The sequence below is a fragment of the Polaromonas sp. A23 genome (assembly GCF_002001015.1).
GTDB lineage: Bacteria > Pseudomonadota > Gammaproteobacteria > Burkholderiales > Burkholderiaceae_C > Polaromonas.
In genome coordinates this window covers 1-17036 of record NZ_MUNO01000010.1, presented here as the reverse complement: position 1 = coordinate 17036, position 17036 = coordinate 1, and the positions used below count along the sequence as shown (strand labels likewise).

Annotated in this window: 18 protein-coding genes; 13 read left to right on the top strand and 5 right to left on the bottom strand. The window is 62.0% G+C overall.

What is annotated here, in order from left to right; all coding sequences use genetic code 11:
• Position 1: 1 nt before the first annotated feature.
• From B0B52_RS04355 to B0B52_RS04330, 6 genes are all read left to right on the top strand, one after another.
• On the top strand, positions 2–1165 hold the full coding sequence (locus tag B0B52_RS04355; RefSeq protein ID WP_077592403.1) for a carbon-phosphorus lyase complex subunit PhnI: 1164 nt from the start codon (positions 2–4) through the stop codon (positions 1163–1165).
• On the top strand, positions 1162–2067 hold the full coding sequence (locus B0B52_RS04350) for an alpha-D-ribose 1-methylphosphonate 5-phosphate C-P-lyase PhnJ (protein ID WP_077592402.1): 906 nt from the start codon (positions 1162–1164) through the stop codon (positions 2065–2067). The genes B0B52_RS04355 and B0B52_RS04350 overlap by 4 nt, the downstream gene beginning before the upstream one ends.
• The gene (gene phnK, locus B0B52_RS04345) at positions 2064–2888 is read left to right on the top strand and encodes a phosphonate C-P lyase system protein PhnK (protein ID WP_077592401.1); all 825 of its coding nucleotides are present in this window, start codon (positions 2064–2066) and stop codon (positions 2886–2888) included. The genes B0B52_RS04350 and phnK overlap by 4 nt, the downstream gene beginning before the upstream one ends.
• A 21-nt stretch (positions 2889–2909) precedes the next feature.
• Positions 2910–3608 (top strand): phosphonate C-P lyase system protein PhnL, encoded by a 699-nt coding sequence (gene phnL / locus B0B52_RS04340; protein ID WP_077592400.1) that lies wholly within the window; start codon positions 2910–2912, stop codon positions 3606–3608.
• Positions 3609–3620: 12 nt separating this feature from the next.
• Complete coding sequence (locus tag B0B52_RS04335) at positions 3621–4760, top strand: alpha-D-ribose 1-methylphosphonate 5-triphosphate diphosphatase (RefSeq protein WP_077592399.1); 1140 nt, start codon at positions 3621–3623, stop codon at positions 4758–4760.
• 163 nt (positions 4761–4923) lie between these two features.
• A complete protein-coding gene (locus B0B52_RS04330; protein WP_077592398.1) occupies positions 4924–5145 on the top strand; it encodes a hypothetical protein in 222 nt (73 codons plus the stop codon).
• On the opposite strand, the gene gorA is transcribed toward B0B52_RS04330, so the two are convergent.
• Both gorA and B0B52_RS04320 read right to left on the bottom strand, forming a co-directional pair.
• Positions 5142–6533, bottom strand: a complete 1392-nt coding sequence (gene gorA / locus B0B52_RS04325; RefSeq protein WP_077592397.1) for a glutathione-disulfide reductase — start codon at positions 6531–6533, stop codon at positions 5142–5144. The two genes, B0B52_RS04330 and gorA, sit on opposite strands and share 4 nt — an antisense overlap.
• A 146-nt stretch (positions 6534–6679) precedes the next feature.
• Positions 6680–7570 (bottom strand): LysR family transcriptional regulator, encoded by an 891-nt coding sequence (locus B0B52_RS04320; RefSeq protein ID WP_077592396.1) that lies wholly within the window; start codon positions 7568–7570, stop codon positions 6680–6682.
• Between the two features lie 126 nt (positions 7571–7696).
• Here B0B52_RS04320 and B0B52_RS04315 point away from each other — a divergent pair, with 126 nt between their 5' ends.
• The 3 genes from B0B52_RS04315 (at position 7697) to dbpA (ending at position 10904) form a co-directional block, all read left to right on the top strand.
• On the top strand, positions 7697–8371 hold the full coding sequence (locus B0B52_RS04315) for a glutathione S-transferase family protein (RefSeq protein ID WP_077592395.1): 675 nt from the start codon (positions 7697–7699) through the stop codon (positions 8369–8371).
• Complete coding sequence (locus B0B52_RS04310) at positions 8368–9297, top strand: pyridoxamine 5'-phosphate oxidase family protein (RefSeq protein WP_077592394.1); 930 nt, start codon at positions 8368–8370, stop codon at positions 9295–9297. The genes B0B52_RS04315 and B0B52_RS04310 overlap by 4 nt, the downstream gene beginning before the upstream one ends.
• A gap of 167 nt (positions 9298–9464) precedes the next feature.
• Entirely contained in the window at positions 9465–10904 is a 1440-nt protein-coding gene (gene dbpA, locus B0B52_RS04305; protein WP_077592393.1) for an ATP-dependent RNA helicase DbpA, read from the top strand.
• A gap of 30 nt (positions 10905–10934) precedes the next feature.
• On the opposite strand, the gene B0B52_RS04300 is transcribed toward dbpA, so the two are convergent.
• Entirely contained in the window at positions 10935–11564 is a 630-nt protein-coding gene (locus B0B52_RS04300) for a cysteine hydrolase family protein (RefSeq protein ID WP_077592392.1), read from the bottom strand.
• A 100-nt stretch (positions 11565–11664) separates the two neighbouring features.
• On the opposite strand from B0B52_RS04300, the gene B0B52_RS04295 reads away from it, so the two are divergent.
• Positions 11665–12654 carry a GlxA family transcriptional regulator gene (locus B0B52_RS04295; protein ID WP_077592391.1) on the top strand — a complete coding sequence of 330 codons (990 nt, stop codon included), beginning with the start codon at positions 11665–11667 and terminating at the stop codon, positions 12652–12654.
• A 360-nt stretch (positions 12655–13014) separates the two neighbouring features.
• On the top strand, positions 13015–13887 hold the full coding sequence (locus B0B52_RS04290) for a transglutaminase family protein (protein ID WP_077592390.1): 873 nt from the start codon (positions 13015–13017) through the stop codon (positions 13885–13887).
• Positions 13888–13919: 32 nt separating this feature from the next.
• Here the strand turns inward: B0B52_RS04290 and B0B52_RS04285 are convergent, their stop codons facing one another.
• Positions 13920–14684, bottom strand: a complete 765-nt coding sequence (locus tag B0B52_RS04285; protein ID WP_077592389.1) for an SDR family oxidoreductase — start codon at positions 14682–14684, stop codon at positions 13920–13922.
• Between the two features lie 312 nt (positions 14685–14996).
• On the opposite strand from B0B52_RS04285, the gene B0B52_RS04280 reads away from it, so the two are divergent.
• Entirely contained in the window at positions 14997–15251 is a 255-nt protein-coding gene (locus tag B0B52_RS04280; protein ID WP_077592388.1) for a DUF6139 family protein, read from the top strand.
• 19 nt (positions 15252–15270) lie between these two features.
• On the opposite strand, the gene B0B52_RS04275 is transcribed toward B0B52_RS04280, so the two are convergent.
• Positions 15271–16530 carry a DEAD/DEAH box helicase gene (locus B0B52_RS04275; protein WP_077592387.1) on the bottom strand — a complete coding sequence of 420 codons (1260 nt, stop codon included), beginning with the start codon at positions 16528–16530 and terminating at the stop codon, positions 15271–15273.
• 137 nt (positions 16531–16667) lie between these two features.
• On the opposite strand from B0B52_RS04275, the gene B0B52_RS04270 reads away from it, so the two are divergent.
• Positions 16668–17027, top strand: coding sequence for a DUF6172 family protein (locus tag B0B52_RS04270; RefSeq protein ID WP_077592386.1), 360 nt, complete (start codon positions 16668–16670; stop codon positions 17025–17027).
• The last annotated feature ends 9 nt before the right edge of the window (positions 17028–17036 follow it).

Here is a 17036-nt window from a genome sequence, read left to right as displayed (position 1 = left end):
AATGTATGTGGCAGTCAAGGGCGGCACGGCCGCCATCGAAAACTCCTGGCGCCTGCTTGCGACGCAACGCCGTGGTGATACCTCTCTGCCGGAACTGTCCGTCGCGCAGATACGCGCACAGATGTCGCTGGCAGTGGATCGAGTCATGTCCGAGGGGTCTCTTTACGACCCTGAACTGGCCGCGCTTGCGATCAAGCAGGCCAGTGGCGATCTGATTGAAGCGATTTTCCTGCTGCGCGCCTATCGCACCACCTTGCCGCGTTTTGGCTACAGCCTGCCGCTGGACACTGCAAAAATGAAACTGACGCGCCGTGTGTCTGCAACCTTCAAGGACGTGCCCGGCGGTCAGGTGCTCGGTGCCACCTATGACTACACCCAGCGCCTGCTGGACTTTGCCTTGCTGGCCGAAGGCAGCGACAGCGAGGAGCAGCAGGAAGCGATGCAGGCTGGAGCGCAGGAACTCCCGGCCAGCATGCCGCGTGTCAATGAGCTGATGGCGCGGGAAGGCCTGATGGAAACACCACGCCCTCTTTCAGACAGCGAGCCCGGTGACCTGACGCGTGAACCCCTGATGTTCCCGGCCGACCGGCCGCGAAGGCTGCAGGCGCTGGCGCGCGGCGACGAAGGCTGGTTGCTGGGTCTCGGTTATTCCACCCAGCGTGGTTATGCCAATGCGCACCCGTTTGCCGGTGAGATCCGGCGCGGCACCGTGTCGGTGGAAATTCTGGCCGACGAGCTCGGCTTCGAGATCGATATCGGTGAGGTCGAGCTTACCGAGTGCCAGATGATCAACCAGTTTGCCGGCAACCGCGAGGTGCCGCCGCAGTTCACCCAGGGTTACGGCCTGGCTTTCGGCGGAGCAGAACGCAAGAGCATGGCCATGGCACTGGTTGATCGCGCACTGCGTGCGCGCGAGCTGGGTGAGCTGGCCGTTGCACCTGCGCAGGATGAGGAATTTGTGCTGTCCCACGCAGACAGCCTGGAGGCCTCGGGTTTTGTCCAGCACCTGAAGCTGCCGCATTACGTGGACTTCCAGTCCGAGCTGGAACTGGTGCGCAAGCTGCGTGTAGCCCACGCGCAGGAAAGACAGAACGACAGGCAGATGGAAGAAGGCCGCGCAGAAGGTCCCGGCAACGCCGCACCGGCGATACAGAGGGCAGCATGATGGACGAGAACTACAACTTCGGGTTCCTCGACGAACGCACAAAAAAAATGATACGCCGCGCCATGCTCAAGGCAGTGGCCATTCCGGGCTACCAGGTGCCTTTCGGTTCGCGCGAGATGCCTTTCGCGTATGGCTGGGGCACTGGCGGCGTGCAGGTGACGGCCAGCATCATAGGCCGCGAGGATGTGCTCAAGGTGATTGACCAGGGTGCGGACGACACCACCAACGCGGTTAACATCCGTCGCTTCTTTGCGCGCACCACCGGCGTGCCAACGACGGAAAAAACGGTTGAGGCCACCATCATCCAGACGCGGCACCGCATCCCGGAGACGGCACTTACAGAAGCGCAAACCATTGTGTATCAGGTGCCCATGCCGGAACCGCTGTTCCGGCTCGAACCGCGCCGCCTTGAAACCATCACCATGCACTCGCTGGGGGAGTATGGCCTGATGAATGTCAAGCTTTACGAAGACATTGCCCAGCTCGGTGCCATCTCCAAGACCTACGACTACCCGGTGCTGGTCAACGAGCGTTACCTGACCTCACCTTCGCCGATACCGAAGTTCGACAACCCCAAGATGCACATGAACCCGGCCCTGCAGCTGTTCGGAGCTGGCCGCGAAAAACGCATTTACGCCATCCCGCCTTATACCGCTGTGCGCAGCCTGGATTTTGAAGACCATCCGTTTGAGGTGCAGCGCTGGGATCATGCCTGCGCGCTGTGCGGTGCGGCGGACAGTTTTCTCGACGAAATGATTGTGGATGACGAAGGCAGCCGGCTGTTTGTCTGTTCGGACAGCGACTTCTGCGGCGAGCGCCGCGAGGCCGGACATGTGGGCTCGCAGCAGGCGGTATCCATGCCAAATGCGCTGGCGCGTGCCGCAGCAAAGGACATCGCATGAGCGACGGTCTTCTCCTGTCTGTACGCGGCGCCGGCAAGCAGTTCATGCAGGGCAACCGCCTGCGCTGGGCCTGCCGTGATGTGAGTTTCGATCTTTACCCTGGCGAGGTGCTGGCCGTTGTCGGCGAATCCGGTTCCGGCAAATCCACGCTGTTGCGGCTTCTGGCTTCCCGCCTGGCCTGCGATGAGGGCTCCGTGCATTACGACTTGCGGGACGAAGCCGGCACCGAAGTGTCCGCAGCCCGCGCAGCGCCGGGGCTGGTGGATCTGGCCGAACTGTCGGAAGCGCGGCTGCGCTGGCTGGCCCGCACCGACTGGGGGTTTGTCGAGCAGCATGCGCGCGACGGCCTGCGCATGAATGTTTCGGGTGGCGCCAACATCGGCGAACGCATGATGGCGCTGGGTGCACGCCATTACGGCAAGCTGCGCGGCCAGGCCTTGAGCTGGATGGAGCGGGTCGAGCTCGACGTGGACCGCATTGACGACCTGCCGGGTACCTACTCGGGCGGCATGCAGCAGCGCCTGCAGATTGCCCGCAACCTGGTGACCCACCCGCGGCTGGTTTTCATGGACGAGCCAACCACCGGGCTCGACGTTTCGGTGCAGGCGCGGCTGCTTGATCTGCTGCGCGAACTGGTCGACCAGCTGAATCTGGCTGCGGTCATCGTCACCCACGACCTTGCCGTGGCGCGACTGCTTGCGCACCGCATGCTGGTCATGAAAGACGGTTGCGTGGTGGAACAGGGCCTGACCGACCGCGTGCTCGACGACCCGCAGCACCCCTACACCCAGCTGCTGGTGTCTTCCGTTCTCACCCCCTGACTGTCACACCCGAACCTCACCATGACCGCTGTCCTTGAAACCGCCGATCTTTCCAAAACCTTCACCCTGCATGCGCGTGGAGGCGTGGCGCTGCCTGTTTTTTCCGGCATCAGCCTGAGTGTCAGTTCCGGCGAGTGCCTGGCACTGACAGGCCACTCCGGCAGCGGTAAAAGCTCGTTGCTGCGCTGCCTTTACGGTAACTACGCAGCCAGCAGCGGAGATGTGCGCATTCGCCACCAGGACCAGTGGGTCAATCTGTCGGCCGCCCTGCCGCGCGAGGTGCTGGACGTGCGGCGCCGCACCCTCGGCTATGTGTCGCAGTTTCTGCGCGTGATTCCCCGGGTGTCGACGCTGGACATCGTGGCCGAGCCGCTGCGTCGGCTCGGTGTGGCGGCCGACGAGGCGCGCGGGCATGCCGCCGAATGGCTGACGCGCCTGAACCTTCACGAGCGCCTGTGGCATTTGCCGCCCGCCACCTTCTCTGGTGGCGAGCAGCAGCGGGTGAACATCGCGCACGGCCTGATAGCCGGCCTTCCCGTGTTGCTGCTCGACGAACCCACAGCCTCGCTGGATGCCGATAACCGCCGTGTTGTGGTGGAGCTGATTCATGCGGCGCGTGCGCGCGGGGCTGCGGTAGTCGGCATTTTTCACGACGACGAAGTGCGCGAAGCGGTGGCCAGCCGCTGCCTGGACGTCGAACACTATCGAAAATCACTTTAAAGCGAAACAAGCATGAAACAGAAGATCATCAGGAACGCAAGAATTGTCACAGCCACGGAGGAATTCACCGGCTGCATGGTGGTGGAAGGCGGCCTCATCCGCTCCCTCGAGCGCGGCGGCACCTCCGTGTCGGGAGCCGAAGACTGGCAGGGCGACTGGCTGCTACCCGGCCTGGTCGAGTTGCATACCGACAACCTCGAGAAACACCTGGTACCGCGCCCGGGCGTGCTGTGGAATGCACATTCAGCCACCGTCATGCACGATGCGCTGTGTGCGGCTGCGGGCATCATCACCGTGCTCGATTCGGTGGTGATCGGTGACATGGACCAGGGCGGCACACGCAGCCAGACCCAGCATGTATCGATCGAGGCCCTGCATGAATGCCGTGCCGAAGGCCTGCTGCGAGTTGAACACCTGCTGCACCTGCGCTGCGAGGTCTCGGCCCCTGACATCGTGGATGTTTTCGAGCACTACGCCGACGACTCCCTGCTCGAACTGGTCAGCGTGATGGACCACACACCGGGCCAGCGCCAGTGGCGCGACCTAGGCAAATACCGGCGCTACGCCGAGCGGTACGGCAGCTTCAATGATGCGGAATACGAAGCACTTGTTCAGGAGCGCCGGATACACCAGGAACGTTTTGCCATGCCCAACCGCGCGGCCGTGATTGCCGGCAGCCGCGCGCGTGCCCTGCCGGTAGCCAGCCACGACGACACCGAAGTCGAACATGTCGAGCAGGCCAGCGAAGAGGGAATCGCCATCTCGGAATTCCCGACCACCGTGGCTGCCGCCCGCGCGGCACGGGAGGCCGGCATGGGCATCGTCATGGGCGGGCCGAACCTGGTCAAGGGCGGTTCCCATTCGGGCAATGTTTCGGCGGCGGAACTGGCGCAGCTTGATCTGCTCGATATTTTTTCCTCGGACTACGTGCCGGCCAGCCTGCTCCAGTCGGCTTTTTTGTTGCAGGACACTGCCGGCTGGAGCCTGCCCAAGGCCGTCAATACCGTCACACGCAATCCGGCGCACGCCATCGGCCTCACAGACCGCGGTGAGTTGGCTCCCGGCCTGCGGGCAGACTTGATCCGCGTCCGGATGAGCGGCGGCATGCCCATCGTCCGGGCGGCCTGGCACAGGGGTGAACGTGCGTTCTGAGTGCTCTGGCGGTGAGGTGCGATGCCAACCCGGCTGGACGCGTGTCAGCCGGACGCCTACACCCGGTCACGCTGCCCGCTGACTTCCAGGAATTTAAGGCTTCTCCTAAAGTGCATTCATCTCATTGATGCCTGTACCAACCCCTTTGACCAGGAGCCCTGCCATGCGAGTCGACGCACCGAACGCCAACCCTTTTGTCTTGATGATGGCACCGCAACAGGTACTGGAGGTGATGGAAAAATCCGACGCACTGCGTCGCTTGCAACACCAGGTTTTTCATCCGCTGGACACACGGACAGCAACCCAGGGCGATGCGGAGCTGGCTGCATTTGATGCAGCCATCGAGCGCAGCAACATTGCCTTCTTGCCGGACAGCAATTTCTAGGCGTTGGAACCTGCCAGTACCTGCACCGGTTCGCGCATGGTCACAAATTCTTCGGCCACCGTGGGGTGGATGCCTATGGTGCTGTCGAACACGGCCTTGGTGGCGCCGGCTTTCATGGCCACGGCAAAACCCTGAACTATTTCACCCGCGTCGGGCCCCACCATGTGCAGGCCCACCACCCGGTCGGTGGCGTCTTCCACCAGCAGTTTCATCAGGGTGCGCTCAGTGCTGCCGCTCAGCGTATGTTTGAGTGCCTTGAAATCTGCGCGATACACGCTGACCTTGCCGAACTCCTTGCGTGCGGCAGCCTCGGAGTAACCGACCGTGCCGATGTTCGGATGCGTGAACACGGCAGTCGGAACAAATTCGTAACTCATGCAGCGCGGCTTCTTCCCGGCGGCGGCGCCAAAAAGCTGGTCAACCACCACCATGGCCTCGCCAAGCGCGACCGGCGTCAGCTGCAGGCGGGCGGTGACGTCGCCAAGCGCGTAAATGGAAGGCACCGACGTCTGGTAGTGGGCATTGATTTCGATAGCCCCCTTGCTATTGAGCTTCACGCCTGCAGCTTCGAGCCCGAGCCCGTTGGTGTTGGGTACGCGGCCGGTGGCGTAGAGCACGCTGTCCACCGTGAAAGGGCCGGCATGGCCGCCCTTGAGACTGACCTGCAGGCCATCGCCCGTTTTGGTGATGGCCGTTACTTCGCTGGCCAGCTGGAGCTTGACGCCCGTCTTTTCCATTTCGGCGGCGATGAAGCTGCGTACATCTTCATCAAAGCCAGTGAGCAATTTTTCTCCGCGGTGCACGAGCGTCACCTCGGAACCCAGGCCATTGAAGATGGATGCAAATTCGCAGGCGATGTAGCCACCGCCGACCACCAGCAAGCGCCGCGGGAACGGGTCCAGATCGAACATCTGGTCCGAGGTAACGATGTGTTCACGACCCGGAAGTGCCGGCACGGTGGGCGTGCCGCCCGTGCTGACCAGAATGTTTTTGGCGGTGAAGCTGCGCTCCTCCACCTTCACGGTGTGGCCGTCCACCAGGCTGGCCCAGCCGGTGATGATGGTTACGCCGGCATTGGTGAGCAACTGGTTGTATATGCCATTCAACCGCAGGATTTCGCGAGCCCGGTTGGTTTTCAATACATCCCAGTTGAAGACTGGCGCCTCGCCGGTCCAGCCAAAGCCGTGCGATTCCTCAAAGGAATCGGCAAAGTGCGCAGCATAGCTGTAGAGCTTTTTGGGAATGCAGCCCACGTTGACGCATGTGCCGCCCATGGCCGCAACCTCGACCAGCGCCACCCGTGCTCCGCGCTGCGCCGCCATGCGCGCGGCACGCACGCCGCCGCTGCCGCCGCCTATGACAAACAGGTCGAAATCAAAAGTTTGCATGGATATTCTTTCTCTGCTGATCCTGGCAGGAGCATGCCTGCCTTGGCTTGCACCCGCATTGTGAAGGGGTTTTTGTTATAAAAATGATAGCTGCTTGTGACCGTGCAACAACGGCCCACAGCGGTTTTGTATGCATGTTCATCGCGTCAGCGCTGGAAGGCCCGCAGTTCTTTCTTCATCCATTCAATAAAAACCCGGGTGCGCACAGGTAACAAGCGTGCGTGTGGGTACACGATGCTGATGGGCCGGGGTGGAGGCTCGAAATCTTCCAGGATGATGCGCAGTTGTTTGCTTTTCAGGAAGGGCGCGACCTGGTACGAAAAAAAGTTGCCCACACCGACGCCTGCGGCACAGGCTTCAACCGCCGGGGCATTCTGGTTGAACTCCAGGTTGCCACTGACGGCAAGCCGCAGGGGACGGCCCTGATCATTAAAGGGCCCCCAGGTTGGCGCATGGTCGGTGACGCGTACACAGTTGGCCTTGAGCAAATCTTTCGGGTGGCGGGGTGTGCCATGCAGGCGCAGCCAGGCGGGGCTGGCCACCACCACCCGGCGGATCTGCCCGACAGATTGGGCCACCAGAGAGGAGTCCGGCAGTTCGCTGATGCGAATGCCCACATCAATGCCTTCTTCAAGCAGGTTGACCACACGGTCGGCAAGCACCACGCTGCAGCGCATCTGGGTGTACTGCTGCACAAAGCGCGTTACCGCGGGCGCTACATGCATCTGGCCGAACAGGATGGGTGCGGTGATGGTGAGATGGCCCGCCGGTTCTGCGGCATCGGCAGACAAGGCGGCTTCGGCGTCATCCAGGGCTGAGAGTATTTGCCGGCAGCTGTCCAGGTGGCGCCGGCCTTCTTCGGTCAGCGAAATGCGGCGTGTGGTGCGGTTGAACAGGCGCACGCCGAGCTGCGCCTCCAAAGCAGCAAGAGTGCGCACCATGGCGGGCAGTGAAGACGCCATGACCCGCGCCGCAGCCGTGAGGCTGCCTTCATCGGCAATATGTATGAAAGCCTGCATGGCCCGGAGCTTGTCCATGCGCAGGATGGTAATTCATATTCATCCGATAAATGGATTAGTCAAATACATTCAACGCCATTTATTGAAGATATCGAATCAAACAAAATCAGGCCTTCCGAGATAAAACTTGACTGAAAGACCCGTATGACCGCATCGCCAGCTCCAACATCGCGCCCCCGTCTGAAGACTGCACCTGCGCAGCCGATCAAGCTTTACCGCACACCGATTTCCGGTCATTCGCACCGGGTGGAACTGATGCTTTCCCTGCTGGACCTGCCTTTTGAGTGTGTGGACATTGACCTGGCGGCCAAGGGCCACAAGACGCCGGATTTTCTGGCAATGAACGCCTTTGGACAGGTGCCAGTGATTCAGGACGGTGACGTCACGCTGGCGGACTCGAATGCCATCCTCGTTTATCTCACCGGGCGCTATGCGGTTGATGCGAACACGTGGCTTCCCTCCGAGCCCCTGGCCGCGGCGGGTGTTCAGCGCTGGCTGTCAGTTGCTGCAGGCCAGCTCGCTTTTGGCCCGGCTGCGGCGCGTGTTGTTCAGCTGTTCAAGCGGCCGGACAATCCCGAAGCCGTCGCACGATCGCATGCGTTGTTCGCGGTCATGGAGCAGCAACTGGCGCAGTCCGCTTTTCTGGCCGGCAGCACACCCACGCTGGCTGATATTGCCAACTACAGCTATGTGGCCCGGGCGCCGGAAGGCAATGTGTCGCTGGTGCCCTATCCGGCGCTGCGTGCCTGGCTGGCCCGCGTTGAGGCCCTGCCTGGTTTTGTGCCCATGGTCAAAACCCCCGTGGGACTCGCGGCATGAGCCCTGCGTTTCATGCCGGCGAACGCGCAGTGCAGGCGCGGGTGGGTGTGGAAAGCCGGATGGAGCAGCTCGGCCCGCGCGTGATACGCGACTTTATGCCCGAACAGCATCGCGCTTTTTTTGAGCAACTGCCTTTTCTGATTGCAGGCACCGTCGATGCCGATGGTCAGCCCTGGGCCTCGGTGCTGGCGCAGCCGCCTGGTTTTATCCGTTCTCCCGATCCGTGGCATTTGCAGGTTGCGGCCCAGCCTCTGCAAGGCGACCCGCTGATACACACGCTGGTCGATGGTGCGGCCATAGGCCTGCTGGGTATTGAGCCGCATACCCGGCGCCGCAACCGGATGAACGGTGTAGTGCGCGATGTGGGAACGTCGGGGTTCACCGTGGAACTCAGCCAGAGTTTTGGCAATTGCCCCAAATACATCCAGGCGCGTGAGCCGGTGTATGTGCAGGCAGGCGCATCCGTCGCAGCGCCGGCAGTGCATGAAGCCAGGGAACTGGACGACGCGGCACGCCGCATGATTGCCATGGCCGACACGCTGTTTATTGCCACCGCCTACGCGGGAGATTCCGCGGAGGCCGGGCGTGCCGGTGGTGTGGATGTGTCGCACCGCGGCGGCAGGCCCGGCTTTGTGCGGGTGAGCGAAGACGGCGTCCTCACCATGCCGGACTATGCCGGTAACTTCTTTTTCAACACCCTGGGCAACATTGCGGTCCATCCGCGTGCCGGCTTGCTGTTGATTGACTTCGAGAATGGTGACCTGCTTTATCTTGCTGTGTCGGCAGAGATCGTCTGGGACGGCCCGGACCTGGCGGCGTTTGAGGGGGCGCAGCGCCTGCTTCGGTTCAGACCGCTGTCCATGAAACGGGTGAAGGCGTCTTTGCCTCTGCGCTGGGGCAAGGCCGAGTTATCGCCGTATCTGTAGCAATTGATTTTGCTATTAATAACATAGCTGCTTGCGCCCGTGGGTTAAGGGGTAACTGCTGGTTTGTCATGCAAATCAAGTGAAGGAGCTCCCGGCAGCACCTCATGAACGAAGGGGTACCGCCTCGTCCAGCGGGCTCCAAAAAGTGCAACGTCGATAATCGGTGCATGACCTCTTCCCCCAAGCCTTCCAGCGCAGCAAGCGCTGACTTCAGCACTTTGCCGCTGAACCCTGCCATGCAGGCCAACCTCAAAACGCTGGGCTACCTCGCGATGACGCCGATCCAGGCGGCCAGCCTCCCGCTGGCGCTGGCCGGCAAAGACCTGATTGCCCAGGCCAAAACCGGCAGCGGAAAAACCGCGGCGTTTGCGCTGGCCTTGCTGGCTAACCTCAATGCGCGGCGCTTTGCCGTGCAGACCCTGGTGCTGTGCCCGACCCGCGAACTGGCGGACCAAGTGGCCACCGAAATTCGTCGCCTGGCGCGTGCGGAAGAAAATGTGAAAGTCGTGGTGCTGTGCGGTGGCGTGCCATTGCGCAACCAGACCGCCAGCCTGGAGAACGGCGCGCACATTGTGGTCGGCACACCGGGCCGCATCATGGACCACCTGGCACGCGGCAACCTGACGCTGGAAGCCATGAACACCCTGGTGCTCGACGAAGCCGACCGGATGCTGGACATGGGTTTCTTCGAAGACATCGTCACCGTCGCCAAACAATGCCCCAAAGAGCGGCAGACCCTGCTGTTCTCGGCCACCTACCCGGAAGGCATTGCAAAAATCAGCCAGCAGTTCATGAAGACGCCGCAAACCATCACGGTGCAGGCGCAGCATGAAAAAACCAAGATCCAGCAACGCTGGTACCAGGTTCCTGACAGCGACCATGACGAAGCCCGCCTGGGCGCCGTGGCGCAAGTGCTGCGCCATTTCCGGCCGGCTAGCACGCTGGCGTTTTGCAATACCAAGTCGCAGTGCCGTGCGCTGGTCGCTTATCTGAAAGAGCAAGGGTTCAGTGCGCTGGCCCTGTTCGGCGAGCTCGAACAGCGCGAGCGTGACCAGGTGCTGGTGCAGTTTTCCAACCGCAGCTGCTCGGTGCTGGTGGCCACCGACGTGGCCGCGCGCGGCCTGGACATCGCGCAACTCGAAATGGTCATCAACGTTGACGTGACGCCGGACGCCGAGGTGCACATCCACCGGATCGGCCGCACCGGGCGTGCCGACGAGGAGGGCTGGGCCATCAGCCTGGCGAGCATGGACGAGATGGGTTACGTGGGGAAAATCGAGGTGCTGCAGAAAGCCGAGTCCGAATGGCACAAGCTGACCGAGTTGACGCCGGCCAGCAACGAACCGCTGCTGCCGCCCATGGTGACGCTGCAAATCGTGGGCGGGCGCAAGGAGAAAATCCGCGCCGGCGACGTGCTGGGCGCATTGACCGGCGATGCCGGCAAGCTGCCGCCGTTCACGCGCGAGCAGGTCGGCAAGATCAACGTCAACGAATTTTCAACCTACGTGGCGGTGGACCGCGCCATTGCCAGCCAGGCACAGCAAAAGCTGGCCAATGGCGGCGTCAAGGGCAAAAGCGTCAAGGTGCGCTTCATGGACGAGGCCTGAGAGCTGTAGCTTTTGAAATCGCCCTGACAGTCACTTCAAGGCAAGCGCTGCCTGGTTTGATGCCAGGATGCTGCCTTTCTTCAGTGCACCGCCTGCCTGCACGGTGTTGATCCAATCATCGGTGGATGCGACGGCCGCAAACCCGGTGTGGAACACCACGCTGAACACCCTGTGTATCTCTTCTGCCGTCGCGCTGCCTGCCGTGTTGGCATAGGGCAGTGCGCCGGTGGCGTCCTGCAAGAATTCCACCTGCAGGCCTCGGTGCATGGCTTCAAAAATCGTCGAGGCATCGCAGTTGTGCGTCATGTAGCCGGCCACCGTCAATGTGTCGACCTGCTTTTCTTTCAGCCAGTCCGCAAAATCGGTTTCGGTGAAGACGCTGGGCCAGGCCTTTTCGATGTAGTGGTCGCGCGGGCGGCTGGCCACGATCTCGTTGAGTTCCCAAGTGGCGGAGCCCTTGGCGAACAGCGGTGCGCTGGCTGCTTCGCTGTGTTGCACCACCACCACCGGAATGCCGGCTGCGCGGGCGGCATCCATGGCACGGCCGATATTGGGCAGGGACTGCTGCACCGGTGGATGCTCGATGCGCAGATTGCCGGTGAAGTACTCGTTTTGGACGTCGATCACAACGAGGGCGCGGCGTGGGGTGGTGGTGGTCATGAAAGCTCTCCTTGAAGCAAGTGGTTGATGAGATGGATTGTTCGCTTCGAGGCGTTTTGGCGAAAGTGGCCCAATAGCCATAAATCGATAGAATCGGGCCATGCGCGCTTCTTCCCACAAAACCGGCTCGGTGCAAACCGTGGCAGTTGTTGCTTTCGACGGCATCAGTCCGTTTCATCTCTCGGTGCCCTGTCTGGTGTTTGGGCAGGAGATGGGTGGCCCGCACATGCCTCACTTCAAGCTGCTGGTGTGCGCGGCCGAGCCCGGGCCATTGCGCACACCGGCCGGCTTTTCCGTTGATGTGGTGCACAAGCTCTCGGCCATGGCGCGGGCTGACATCGTCATCGTTCCCTCATGGCACAGCCCGAATGAAAAGAACTACCGGGCGCCGCCCGAAGCCTTGTTGAAGGCGCTGCGCGCAGCTCACAAGCGCGGCGCGCGCATCGTGGGTTTGTGTGTGGGCGCCTTTGTGCTGGCCGAGGCCGGGTTGCTTGATGGCCGGCCCGCCACCACGCACTGGGCGGTGGTTCCCGCTTTTGCGCAGCGTTACCCGCAGGTGGAACTGCGGCCCGACGTGCTTTATGTGGACGATGGTGATGTGCTGACATCGGCCGGAACTGCCGCAGGCATCGACTGTTGCCTGCACCTGCTGCGCACCGATCACGGCGCCGAGGTGGCCAACCACATGGCGCGGCGCATGGTGGTGGCGCCGCACCGGCAGGGTGGGCAGGCGCAGTATGTAGAGCAGCCGCTGCCTGCTTCAGGCGCCGATCATCGGCTGGCTGGCGTGTTGGCCTGGGTGCAGAAAAATTTGAACCAGCCACACAACCTGGATGACCTGGCACGCCGCGCGCTGCTTTCGCGGCGCACCTTCACGCGTCATTTCAGGCAGGTCACCGGGACCACGGTGGGCCAGTGGTTGCTCAACCAGCGCCTGGCGCTTGCACAGCGGCAGCTGGAGTCCACCAGCCGCAGCGTCGAGCAAATAGCCGTGGACGCGGGTTTTGGCACGGCCGTATCGTTGCGCCAGCACTTTGCAGCTTCGCTGAAAACATCGCCTTCCACGTATCGGCGCGAGTTCCGCGGGTAGATTTGTTTTTTTAATGAAATAGGGCTGTAGCCCATATGAAACGGGCGCTGACAGCTATAAATAATGTAGCAAATTGCCGCCAGACCGGATTCGGCTCTGGTGGAGGCTTGCAGTACGCATCCCGTCTGTAGGAAGCAGGCTCTCATTGGCGTCAGACGCACCATGTGCGAGCCTGCGCCGGCGGCGCAAGCATGGCGGCCGGTTGGCCTGACTTGCAAGAAGGGTTGTTTTTCAGGTCCACAATCGTTCAACCCCCGCTTCGGCGTGGCACGACTCGATGATTGCCTGTGACTTCCTGGATGGGCGGCCATTTATTTTCAGTTGCGCTGCTTCGCGGTACATACCTCAGGAAAACCGCATATGGTCAGGCTCGGCTTCTCGATTGAACTCAATTACCAGGTGGCTGATGCTGGTTGTGATTTCATTTTCAACATCCATGCCGCGCAAACGCGCCAGCAAAACGTCCTCGGTGAAACCCTGGGTATCAGCCAGATACTCCAGCCTGACCTCTATACCGACCCGGTCAGCCACAACCGCTACCTGAAGTTCAGGGCTGCTCCCGGGCCATTGACGGTCAGCTACGGCGCCACGGTGGAGATCCATCATCACCAGGAACAGCCCGAAAACCTGGGTGAGATCGGCGTGCTTCAGCTGCCCGGCCAGGTGCTGGCTTACCTTTACCCCAGCCGTTATTGCCAGTCCGACCGGCTGCATCGGTTGGCGGTCAAGGAGTTTGGCCACCTGCGTCAGGGCTACAGCCGTGTCCAGGCGATCCGTGACTGGGTCAACCAGCGCGTGACCTTCACCTCCAACAGCTCGACCGGTTACACCACGGCGGTGGACACCTTGATTGACGAATCGGGTGTTTGCCGCGACTTTGCCCATTTGATGATTGCGCTGTGCCGCGCGGTCAACATTCCTGCGCGTTTTGTCAGCGGGATCGACTATGGCGCCGATCCGTCACTGGGCCCGACCGACTTTCACGCCTATGTGGAGGTGTATGTGGGCCACCGCTGGTACATGTTCGACCCGTCGGGCACGGCCATTCCCATGGGCTTCGTGCGTTTTGCGACGGGCCGTGACGCGGCGGATGCCGCGTTTGCCACCATGTTTGGCGGTGTGAGTTCCTCAGCACCGCTGATTCGCATCGAAGCCTTGCCGGATGCCCAGGGCAACTTGGTGCTGCCGCAGCATGTCAGCGATGCGCTGTCGACCTCCGGCACCGAAGATTAAGAGTTCGCGAATCGCTGTAGCGGGTTAACTGCTCAGCGCGCATGGGTGACGCCGCCATCAACCACCAGCGTGGAGCCCACCACGTAGTCGCCGGCGCGCGACGCCAGGTAGATGGCCGCGCCCGCCATGTCGGCGTCTTCCCCAACGCGCCCGGCCGGAATGCGTGCCGCCACCTCGTCACCATGGTCGCGCGCATCCTTGTTCATGTCTGAGGCAAAAGCGCCGGGTGCAATGGCGCTGACCACGATGTTGTCCTGGATCAGGCGCAGCGCCATGCGCCGTGTCAGCTGAATCAGGCCGGCCTTGCTCGCCGCATACGAGTAGGTCTCCATCGGGTTAACAGAGATGCCGTCAATGGACGCGATGTTGATGACCTTGGCCGGCCGCTTGGCAGCCGCCTTGCGCAAGAGAGGCGCCAAGGCCTGCGTCAGGAAGAAGGGCGTCTTGAGATTCAGGTCCACCACCTTGTCCCAGCCGTTTTCAGGAAACTCGTCAAACGGCGCGCCCCAGGCGGCGCCGGCATTGTTGACCAGAATGTCCAGCTGCGGTTCGTGAGCGCAGTAAGCCTCCACCAGGGCTTTGACCCCCTCGGCCGTGGACACATCGGCCGGCAGGGAAACGCAGTGCCCCAGGCTGGAAAGCTCCCGGGCCGTCTGGTCGCAGGCGGCGGCTTTGCGCGCCGAGATGTAGACGCGCGCGCCCTGGGCCAGAAAGCCTGCGGCGATCATGCGGCCAATGCCGCGTGAGCCACCGGTGATCAGGGCCGTGCGGCCCTGCAGGGAAAAAAGATCGTTCATGACTGCTCCGGTGAATCGGGAAGGAAGACGGGCGGCCAGCTTAGCGCGCACCGCGCCAGCGTGGCGTCGCCTTCGTGTCTGCGGCTTTTGGCCTCTACCGGCCTTTTGGGTGATTTTTGCAGGTAAAACAGGCCGTTTCTCCATATCCGACGGGCGCCAATAGCTATGAAAAACAGAGCGAATCATGGACGCCGTGCAAACTCATTCCGGCCGACGGGCAAGGCAAGGCCGCGCGAACAAGAGGGTTTCTCCTACAAGAGGAAAACGGGGGAGCGTTAAGGTGGAGAGCCGTCAGCTGCAAAGGAAAAAACCATGCGTGTGGATATTTACCGTCGAGCCGAGTCCAACCAGCAATTTTCTTATCTCGCGGTGCCCGCGGGACGAGTGATCCCCGAAGAGGCCACCAATACCGACTGGGAAACCGAAGCCCGTGCGATTGAAATGGGTGAGAAGGCCGAGCAGGTCAGCCAGTACGAGATTCCCCGGCCCGAGCAGCAGATTGCCGAAAAGGGTTATGCCATCACCAGCGTCAACGGCGCGGCGAATGGATCCGGCGGCAAGCCTTAGTTTCTAGCTTCTGGTGCGCTCAGGGCTCGCGCCTGGCGGCAGCCCTGAGTTTGTCTTTTTTGCTGGGGCGTTTGCCCTTGATGCCGCCGGTGGAGGGCGGGCTATCGGCTTCTTCGGCAGCTGTTGCTGCTTGTGCCGCTTGCAGCGGCTCAAACCCCTCGACTTGTTCCAGTGGTAATTCCAGCTGCTGGCGTTTCTGGATCAGGCGCCAATGGGCCAGGGTGTCCGAGCTGACAAAGCTCAGGCCCAGCCCGCTTTCACCGGCGCGGCCGGTGCGGCCGATGCGGTGGGTGTAGTCCACCGCAGAGCGCGGCAGGTCGTAGTTCACTACCACCGGCAGTTGCGCAATGTCGATGCCCCGGGCCGCGACGTCGGTCGCTACAACCACCTTGAGGCGCGATGCCTTGAAGTCGGCCAGAACCTGGGTGCGCTTGCCCTGGCTCAGCTCGCCATGGAAAGGCTCGGCATAAATCCTGGCCTTGCGCAGCTTGTCGGCCACCATTTCGGCCGCGTGTTTGGTTGCCACGAAAACCAGCACCCGGCGCCAGCCGTTTTGCCCGATCAGATGCCGCAGAAGCTGGGTACGCCGGCCTGCGTCCACCGCAATGGCGCGTTGTGTGATGTCGGGCGCCTGTTCCGGTTCAGGCACAAGCTCGATGCGGATGGGCTCGCGCAGCAGCGTCTGCGCCAGTGCCTGGACGGAGGGTGGAAAAGTGGCAGAGAAAAACAGGTTCTGCCGCTGAGCGGGCAGCATGGCGAGGATGCGCCCGAGTTCCTCGGCGAACCCAAGGTCCAGCAGACGGTCGGCTTCGTCAAGCACCAATGAGGTGACGTCTGTCAGCCTGACCGCATTGTGGACGGCAAGGTCCAGCAGGCGGCCGGGTGTGGCGACAACGATGTCGGCTCCGCCGCGCAGGTGCATCATTTGCGGATTGATGGAGACGCCGCCAAACACGACGGCCACTTTGGTCACTTGGGGCAGGTGTTGCGAGAGGCTGCGGATTTCTTCGCCGATCTGCGTCGCGAGCTCGCGGGTGGGCACCAGAATCACCACCCGCACCTTGCGCGGTTTGTCGTACGGTATCGATTGCAGTTGCTGCAGCAAGGGCAGCACAAAGGCCGCGGTTTTGCCCGATCCCGTTTGTGCCGAGGCCAGCACATCGCGGCCCTGGAGCACCGCCGGAATGGTGGCCGCCTGAACAGGGGTGGGTGCAGAGTAGCCGCGCAGGCCGATGGTACGCAGCAGGGAAGGGGATAAACCCAGGGAAGAAAAGGGCATGGAGGGCTTTGTGACGGTGGCAGTGGTCCCGGGGAGCCTCACCGCAAGTGCCCAGTTTAAGCTGCCCAGGTCGCATAATCGAAGGCTTGTGACTCAGGACCTTCCGGCCGGGTCATCGATCGACATCAAGGGCCTCCGTGAAAAAGACATTTCAGCTGAATATTGAAGGCAAAAACCGTGACCGTGTGCTGGATGCCGTCAAGCACGACATTCGCAAATACGTCAAAAGGCAGCGCCGGGTGCCTTTGCCGGAAGGTGTGGACTATTGGGACTTTGATTGCCGTTTCGGCGTCAGTGAGGACAGCGCAGCCGTGGTTCATTTTGCGACCATCATGGGTTTGGTTGATGGCGTGGCGCGTGAGGGCGGCGACTCGTTTTACCTGGAACTTCTGGCCAAGGAGGGCCGTCGCAGCGCCAAGCCCCCAGCGGAGCCGGAAGAAGGCGTGGACGTGCAGGGTGCGCAGAGTGGGCAGGGTGGGCAGGGTGGGCAGGTCTGAATTTGCCTT